Genomic DNA, 7,455 nt, shown 5'->3' with positions numbered 1-7,455 from the left:
CCCCCCCCCCCCCCCCCCCCCCCCCCCCCCTCTTCCGTACTGTGGACTTCACCCGGCGGGCAGTCGGCAGGGGAGTACAGTGTTTTTCGTGCAAAGCGTCCAGCAGGTCACCCTGCTCCTTCTGTGCCGCGACGAGGCCTCCTAGGCCGGTCTCTCGTCGCGGTGGTTGGTGTGCCGGCACATGAAGGATCGCCCACCAGACCGGACACACGAAGGACCCGACAATGAACGCGCACAACGCCCCGCAGCAACCGTCGCCGATGCCGACGCGCAAGTACCAGCCCTACGGCCAGCAGTTCGCCGTCCAGCTGCCTGACCGCACATGGCCCGACAAGGTCATCACCACGGCTCCCCGGTGGTGCGCGGTGGACCTGCGGGACGGCAACCAGGCGCTCATCGAGCCGATGAACCCCGAGCGCAAGCTCCGGATGTTCGAGCTGCTCGTGTCCATGGGCTATAAGGAGATCGAGGTGGGCTTCCCGTCCGCCTCCCAGACGGACTTCGACTTCGTCCGCATGCTCATCGAGAAGGACCTCATCCCTGACGACGTCGTCATCCAGGTCCTCACGCAGTGCCGCGAGCACCTCATCGCACGCACGTACGACGCGATCCGTGGGTCCAAGCAGGCCATCGTCCACCTGTACAACTCCACGTCCACCCTCCAGCGCGAGGTCGTGTTCCGGACGGACGAGGACGGCATCGTCGACATCGCGCTCGAGGGCGCGAAGCTCTGCCGGAAGTTCGAGGAGACCGTCCCGGAGACGACCGTCTACTACGAGTACTCGCCCGAGTCCTACACCGGGACCGAGCTCGAGTTCGCCGTCCGCGTGTGCAACGAGGTGCTCGAGATCCTCGAGCCGACTCCCGAGCGCAAGGTCATCATCAACCTGCCGGCGACCGTCGAGATGGCGACGCCGAACGTCTACGCCGACTCGATCGAGTGGATGAATCGCCACCTGGCACACCGCGAGAACGTCATCATCTCTCTGCACCCGCACAACGACCGGGGGACCGCGGTCGCGGCGGCCGAGCTCGGGTACCAGGCCGGTGCGGACCGCATCGAGGGCTGTCTCTTCGGCAACGGTGAGCGGACCGGGAACGTCGACCTCGTGACCCTCGGCATGAACATGTTCAGTCAGGGCATCGACCCGGAGATCGACTTCTCCGACATCGATCACATCCGTCGCACGGCCGAGCACTGCAACCAGCTCTCGGTCCACGAGCGGCACCCGTACGCGGGCGACCTCGTCTTCACCGCCTTCTCGGGGTCGCACCAGGACGCGATCAAGAAGGGACTTGACGCGATGGACGCGCGTGCTGCCGAGGCCGGCACGAGCGTCGACGAGCTCGTCTGGGGGGTCCCTTACCTGCCGATCGACCCGCGTGACGTCGGCCGGAGCTACGAAGCGGTCATCCGCGTCAACTCGCAGTCCGGCAAGGGTGGGATCTCCTACCTGCTCAAGACCGAGCGTCACCTCGACCTGCCGCGCCGCCTGCAGATCGAGTTCTCGCGCGTCGTCCAGAGCGTCACCGACGCGGACGGACGTGAGGTCACGGGCGAGGACATCTGGCAGATCTTCGCGGACGAGTACCTTCCGGCTCCGGTCGACGGTCCCCTCGAGCCCTGGGGTCGTCTGTCCCTCCACGGTACGCGCGCGTCGAGCGTCGAGGGTGGGCTGGACACGCTCTCCGTCGATCTCGTCGACGGTGGCGTGCCCGTGACGCTCGAGGGCGCCGGCAACGGCCCGATCGCCGCGTTCGTCGATGCGGTCGCCCAGGTCGGCGTCGAGGTGCGCGTGCTCGACTACGCGGAGCACGCGCTGTCCGAGGGCGGCGACGCCAGCGCCGCGGCCTACGTCGAGTGCGCGGTCGGCGAAGAGGTCCTGTGGGGCGTCGGCATCGACCCGTCCATCATCACGGCGTCGCTCAAGGCCATCATCTCTGCGGTCAACCGCCAGGGTCGCTCCTCCGACTGACCAGAAGAGACGTCAGCCGAGCGGCACCGCCCGCACCACGGGGACGCAGCAGGCCCGGGCCACAGTACGTCGGTCCGGGCCTGCTGCGTTCTGTCCGCGCAATGGCGGACAATGGTGTGGTGGTCCTCTACCGAGACGAAGCCGTCGTGCTGCGTGCCCAGAAGCTGGGGGAGGCGGACCGGATCATCACCCTTCTCACGCGCGAGCACGGCAAGGTCCGCGCGGTGGCCAAGGGTGTGCGCCGGACGTCCTCCCGCTTCGGCGCGCGCCTCGAACCGTTCATGTTCGTCGAGATCCAGCTGCACGAGGGTCGCAACCTCGACATCGTCACGCAGGTCGAGACGGTCGGTGCCTACGCGCGGTCCATCTGCGAGGACTATGGCCTGTACACCGCCGGCGCGGCGATGCTCGAGACCGCCGACCGTCTCGTCGAGGCGGAACGGGAGCCCAGCGTCCAGCAGTTCTGGTTGCTCGCAGGCGCGGTCCGCGCGCTCGCCGAGCGCGCGCACGCCCCGGGTCTCGTGCTCGACTCGTACCTGCTGCGCGCGCTGGCCGTCGCCGGGTGGTCCCCGACGTTCACCTCGTGCGCGCGGTGCGGTGAGCCCGGCCCGCACAGGGCCTTCTCCGTGGCGCAGGGCGGGACGGTCTGCGCCCGCTGCCGGCCCCCCGGCGCGACGGCGCCGGCGCCGGAGACGATCGCGCTCCTCGCCGCGCTGCTCAGCGGTGAGTGGGCCAGCGCGGACGCATCCGACGAGCGCTGCCGCCGCGAGGCCAACGGCCTCGTCGCGGCCTACAGCCAGTACCACCTGGAACGGACCCTGCGCTCCTTGCGCATGGTCGACCGGACACCCCGCACCGTGGACGAGAGGAACGTCGCTGATGGCGCGCGATCGTAAGGAGCTCTACTCACGGACCCGTCAGGGCCCGCCGGTCCCTCCGCCACCACACCCGTCCGGTGCGGTCGTCCCGGCGATCCCGCTCGAGTTCGTGCCCAAGCACGTCGCGATCGTCATGGACGGCAACGGGCGGTGGGCGAACGCTCGGGGCCTGCCGCGCACGGAGGGCCACAAGGCGGGGGAGGCAGCGCTGCTCGACGTCCTCGCCGGCGCGATCGAGATCGGGGTCAAGCACGTCTCGGCGTACGCCTTCTCGACCGAGAACTGGAAGCGGTCGCCCGAGGAGGTGCGCTTCCTCATGAAGTTCAACCGCGAGGTGATCCGGCGCCAGCGCGAGTCGATGGACGCGTGGGGGGTGCGGATCCGGTGGTCCGGGCGCAGGCCCAAGCTGTGGCGCTCGGTCATCAAGGAGCTCGAGGCCGCGGAGGCGATGACGGCGGCGAACGACACGTGCACGCTGACGATGTGCGTCAACTACGGGGGACGCGCCGAGATCGCCGACGCGGCCAGGTCGATCGCCCGGGAGGTAGCAGCCGGGCGTCTCGACCCGGAGAAGGTCGACGAGAAGACCGTCGCGCGCTTCCTCGACGAGCCGGAGCTCCCCGACGTCGACCTGTTCATCCGGTCGTCCGGCGAGCAGCGGACGTCGAACTTCATGCTGTGGCAGTCGGCCTACGCCGAGCTCGTCTTCCTGCCGGAGCCGTGGCCGGAGGTCGACCGACGGAGCCTGTGGCGCGCCGTCGAGGAGTACGCGAGCCGGGACCGGCGCTACGGCGGAGCGGTCGACAAGACCTCGGGTGCCGCCGGCGCCTGACACAGTACCTGTGCGCCACGCCCGGCTCGGTCAGCCGTCTCCCGCCGACTGGCCGGGTGCCGTGTCTGGTGCCGCTGACGGCAGCCGTCGCCGAGCGGCCCGGCGGCGTGACACGACGACGAGCGCGGCCGCACCGACGAGCAGGGACGCGAGCGCCGCGATGCCCCAGGGCGAGCCTGCAGCGGCGGCCAGGGCCGCCTCCCAGGCTGCCCAGCCGACCGTCGCGTAGATCGTCGCGTGGACGAGGCAGCCGAGGAGCATCGCCGGCAGGTACCGCCGGAACGGCATCTGGGTCAGTCCGGCCGCTCCGTTGACGACCGTCTTGAAGCCGACCGTGAAGAAGCTCAGCGGGACCGCGACGACACCCCACCGGTTGAGGGTGGCGATCCCGCGCGCGGCGGAGGGGCTCTGTGCCCAGGCGCGTGCCCGGACGAGGACGGGGTGCGTCCGGTCCGGACGTCCGACGGCCTGCGTCACCACGAGCCGCGCGAGCCAGTAGGTCGCCTGGGTCCGGGTGGTGACGACCGCGAAGAAGAAGCAGAAGATCGCGACGAAGGGCGCGCCGTCCAGATCGGGCATGGACGCTACTGCGCGGACGTGCAGGCGGAGCAGGTGCCGAAGAGCTCGATCGTGTGCTCGATGTCGCTGAAGCCGTGCTGCGACCCGACGAGGGCCGCCCAGGACTCGACCGTGGGACCGTCGATCTCGACGGTGGCACCGCACGAGCGGCACACGAGGTGGTGGTGGTGCTCGGTGCGGGCGCAGCGACGGTAGAGGTTCTCGCCCTCGATCGTCTGGAGGATGTCGACCTCGCCGCCGTCGGCGAGGTTCTGCAGCGTCCGGTACACGGTCGCGAGGCCGGTGCTCTCACCGCGCGCGCGGAGGAGCTCGTGCAGCTGCTGGGCGCTGCGGAAGTCCGCGACGGAGTCGAGGAGGTCCGTGATCGCAGCGCGCTGCTTCGTCATTCGTTGCACGGTGCGGCTCCTTCGGTGATCGAGACGTCGTCCAGCATATCCGGGTGCGGGTCGCGCGACTCCTCGCGTCGGCGTGCGACGAGCGGGCGCACGGCGGCGACGACGAGGTAGCAGGCGAGGGCGAGGATGACGATCGTCGCGCCGGGCGACTGGGGCAGCCAGTACGTGATCGAGAGGCCGACGACGCACACGGCGACCCCGATCGTCACGGCGACGGCCATGGTGCGCCGGAACGAGGTGGTGACGAGCTGGGCGACCGCGACGGGCACGATCATCAGCGCACTGACGAGCAGGAGCCCGACGACGCGCATCGAGACGGTCACGGTGAGCGCGGCGACGACGGCGATGGCGATGTTCAGGCCACGCACCGGGAGGCCGGAGGCGCGGGCGAACTCCTCGTCGTGCGACACGGCGAAGAGTGCAGCACGCAGCCCGACTCCGACGACGAGGATGACGGCGCCGAGCGCGACCGTGAGGACGAGGTCGCTCGGGGACACGGTCGAGATCGAGCCGAAGAGGTAGGCCATGAGGTTGGCGTTCGTGCCGCCCGCGAGACCGATGAGCAGGACGCCGCCGGCGATGCCGCCGTAGAACAGCAGGGCGAGCGCGACGTCACCGCTCGTGCGGCCTTTCTCGCGGACCATCTCGATGGTGACGGCGCCGATGACGGCGGCCACGATCGCACCGGGGACGGCGAGGGCGTCGTTCTCGACGAGGCCCATGGCGGAACCTGCGAGCCAGCCCATGGCCACACCGGTCAGCGCGACGTGGCCGATCCCGTCGCCGAGGAGTGCCAGCCGTCGCTGGACGAGGTACGTGCCGATGACGGGTGCTGTGAGGCCCACGACGAGCGCCGCCAGGAGCGATCGCTGCATGAGCGGGTCCGTGAGCATCGCGAGGAGCTCGCTGGTCAGGGTGGTCATGAGCCGAAACCTGCGTCCTGGATGAGCGGTGACGCCTGGTCGTCCGTGCTCGCGTGGGGGTGGAGGTGGTCGTGCCCGGCGGCGGAGTGCTCTCCGGTGGGCGGCGGCGCTGCGCCGTCGTGGACCTTGCGCCCGTGCCGCAGGACGACGCTCCGGGTGATGAGCGGGGCGAGCGAGCCGAGCTCGTGGAGCACGACGAGGACGGTCGTGCCCAGGGAGGCGAGGCTCGAGAGGGTTGCGGCGAAGGTCTCCTGGCTGGGGTGGTCCACGCCGGCGACGGGCTCGTCGAGGACGAGGAGCCGCGGCTGACGGACGAGGGCGCGCGCGATGAGGACGCGCTGCTGCTGGCCTCCCGAGAGCTCGTTGACGGACCGGTCGGCCCGGTCCGCGAGGCCCACCTGGTCGAGCGCGTCCATGGTGCGTGCCCACCAGTCGCGGGGGGTGCGGATCCGGCGGCCGTAGAGGAGCCCCGAGGACACGACCTCGGCGGCCGTCGACGGGACACCGGTGCCGGCGCTCACGCGCTGCGGGACGTAGCCGACGTCCTTCCAGGGGACCTGGCGACCGAGCGGCTTGCCGTAGAGGGCCACCGTCCCTGCGCTGCTGGGCAGGATCCCGACGAGGGTGCGCACGAGGGTCGACTTGCCCGACCCGTTCGCGCCGAGCAGCGCGACGACCTCGCCGTCGTGGACGGTGAGGTCGATACCGCGCAGGATGTGGCTCGTCCCGAGCGTGACGTGGAGGCCGTGCGCCTCGACGACGGGGTCGCCGGTCCCGACCGGGGGGATGGTGGTCACGCGCATCCTTGTCCGGCGCGCAGCACATCGAGGTTGGTGAGCATGACAGAACGGTAGTCCGTCTCGGGGTCGGTGAGCCCTTCGAGCGGGTCGAGCACGGCGGTCGCCACGCCGAGGTCGGCGGCGAGGGTGTCGGTGACCTTGGAGCTCACGAGGCTCTCGAGGTAGATGGTGCTCACGCCGTTCTCCTCGATGACGTCGGAGACCTCGCGCAGGCGTGCCGGCGACGGTTCCGTCTCGGGGTCGATGCCGGCGATCCCGACGAGCTCGAAGCCGTAGCGATCGGCGAGGTAGCCGAACGCCTCGTGGGACGTGACGACCACCCGGTCGGTGCACTGGGCGAGACCGTCCGTGAGCTGGGTATCGAGGTCGGTCAGCGAGGCGACGAGCTCGTCGGCCCGCTCGGCGTAGGTGTCCGCGTTCTCGGGGTCGACGGCGGCGAGCTCGGCCTCGACGTCCGCCGCGACGGCTGCCAGTCGTGTCGGGTCGAGCCAGAAGTGCGGGTCGAGGCTGCCGTGGTCGTGCTCGGCGTGCTCCTCGTCGGTCTCGTCGGCGTGCTCGTCATCCGCGTGCTCGTCGTCGCCGTGCGACTCGAGGTCCGCGGCTGCGGCAGCGTCGACCACGTGCTCGGGCTCGCGTGCCGCGATCGCGTCGTCGACGGCGGGCTGGAAGTCGGAGAGGTAGACGACGAGGTCGGCGTCGCCGACGGAGCGCGCGTGGGCGGGGGAGAGCTCGAGGTCGTGGGGCTCGGCGCCGGCCGGGGTGAGGGACGTGACGTTCACGAGGTCGCCGCCGATCTGCTCGGTGACGTACTGGAGCGGGTAGAACGATGCGAGCACCTGGACGCGGTCGTCGTCGCTCGTCGCGGCCCCGCACCCGGCCAGTGCTGTGCCGAGGAGGAGCGTGCTGGCGGCGAGGGCGGTGCGACGTCGGGCGAGAGCGCTATCGAACATGAGCATCATTCTCAGTTATGTGGGTGCCCCGTGTCAAAACACCGGCCCGTGAGAGTCCTTGTAACCTAGGACGTTGGCGCGCTCGCGCCGTTCGTCTGCCCCACGAGCCACGTGCGGGCACT

8 protein-coding genes are annotated in these 7,455 nt (G+C 70.5%); 3 read left to right on the top strand and 5 right to left on the bottom strand.

From position 1 onward, the window contains the following. The first annotated feature begins 224 nt into the window (after positions 1 to 224). The 3 genes from leuA to ABKW26_RS07205 all read left to right on the top strand — a co-directional run bounded on the left by leuA (position 225) and on the right by ABKW26_RS07205 (position 3,686). Positions 225 to 1,976, top strand: coding sequence for a 2-isopropylmalate synthase (gene leuA / locus ABKW26_RS07215; protein WP_348592217.1), 1,752 nt, complete (start codon positions 225 to 227; stop codon positions 1,974 to 1,976). A 119-nt stretch (positions 1,977 to 2,095) separates the two neighbouring features. Beyond that, positions 2,096 to 2,872: a DNA repair protein RecO gene (recO, locus tag ABKW26_RS07210; protein WP_348592215.1), complete on the top strand. Its 777-nt coding sequence runs from the start codon at positions 2,096 to 2,098 to the stop codon at positions 2,870 to 2,872. Continuing rightward, positions 2,856 to 3,686, top strand: coding sequence for an isoprenyl transferase (locus ABKW26_RS07205; protein WP_348592213.1), 831 nt, complete (start codon positions 2,856 to 2,858; stop codon positions 3,684 to 3,686). Before recO ends, ABKW26_RS07205 begins: the two co-directional genes overlap by 17 nt. A gap of 30 nt (positions 3,687 to 3,716) precedes the next feature. Here the strand turns inward: ABKW26_RS07205 and ABKW26_RS07200 are convergent, their stop codons facing one another. From ABKW26_RS07200 to ABKW26_RS07180, 5 genes are read right to left on the bottom strand one after another with little or no spacing between them, the layout of a single operon-like run. Continuing rightward, positions 3,717 to 4,265, bottom strand: coding sequence for a VTT domain-containing protein (locus tag ABKW26_RS07200; RefSeq protein ID WP_348592211.1), 549 nt, complete (start codon positions 4,263 to 4,265; stop codon positions 3,717 to 3,719). A 5-nt stretch (positions 4,266 to 4,270) separates the two neighbouring features. Further along, positions 4,271 to 4,651, bottom strand: a complete 381-nt coding sequence (locus ABKW26_RS07195) for a Fur family transcriptional regulator (RefSeq protein ID WP_348592209.1) — start codon at positions 4,649 to 4,651, stop codon at positions 4,271 to 4,273. Further along, on the bottom strand, positions 4,648 to 5,583 hold the full coding sequence (locus ABKW26_RS07190; protein WP_348592207.1) for a metal ABC transporter permease: 936 nt from the start codon (positions 5,581 to 5,583) through the stop codon (positions 4,648 to 4,650). The genes ABKW26_RS07195 and ABKW26_RS07190 overlap by 4 nt, the downstream gene beginning before the upstream one ends. After that, a complete protein-coding gene (locus ABKW26_RS07185) occupies positions 5,580 to 6,380 on the bottom strand; it encodes an ATP-binding cassette domain-containing protein (protein ID WP_348592205.1) in 801 nt (266 codons plus the stop codon). Before ABKW26_RS07185 ends, ABKW26_RS07190 begins: the two co-directional genes overlap by 4 nt. Beyond that, positions 6,377 to 7,333: a metal ABC transporter substrate-binding protein gene (locus ABKW26_RS07180; protein WP_348592203.1), complete on the bottom strand. Its 957-nt coding sequence runs from the start codon at positions 7,331 to 7,333 to the stop codon at positions 6,377 to 6,379. The genes ABKW26_RS07185 and ABKW26_RS07180 overlap by 4 nt, the downstream gene beginning before the upstream one ends. Positions 7,334 to 7,455: the final 122 nt, after the last annotated feature.

This window comes from Sanguibacter sp. 25GB23B1, assembly GCF_040012415.1.
GTDB lineage: Bacteria > Actinomycetota > Actinomycetes > Actinomycetales > Cellulomonadaceae > Sanguibacter.
Note: the sequence above shows the minus strand (reverse complement) of the source record. Positions and strands in the feature narration are given on the sequence as shown.

What these genes read in the sequence shown, in the direction of transcription:
- leuA (WP_348592217.1), top strand. Translation starts at nt 225, where the DNA reads ATGAACGCGCACAACGCCCCGCAGCAACCGTCGCCGATGCCGACGCGC.
- ABKW26_RS07205 (WP_348592213.1), top strand. Translation starts at nt 2,856, where the DNA reads ATGGCGCGCGATCGTAAGGAGCTCTACTCACGGACCCGTCAGGGCCCG.
- ABKW26_RS07200 (WP_348592211.1), bottom strand. Translation starts at nt 4,265, where the DNA reads ATGCCCGATCTGGACGGCGCGCCCTTCGTCGCGATCTTCTGCTTCTTC.
- ABKW26_RS07195 (WP_348592209.1), bottom strand. Translation starts at nt 4,651, where the DNA reads ATGACGAAGCAGCGCGCTGCGATCACGGACCTCCTCGACTCCGTCGCG.
- ABKW26_RS07190 (WP_348592207.1), bottom strand. Translation starts at nt 5,583, where the DNA reads ATGACCACCCTGACCAGCGAGCTCCTCGCGATGCTCACGGACCCGCTC.
- ABKW26_RS07180 (WP_348592203.1), bottom strand. Translation starts at nt 7,333, where the DNA reads ATGTTCGATAGCGCTCTCGCCCGACGTCGCACCGCCCTCGCCGCCAGC.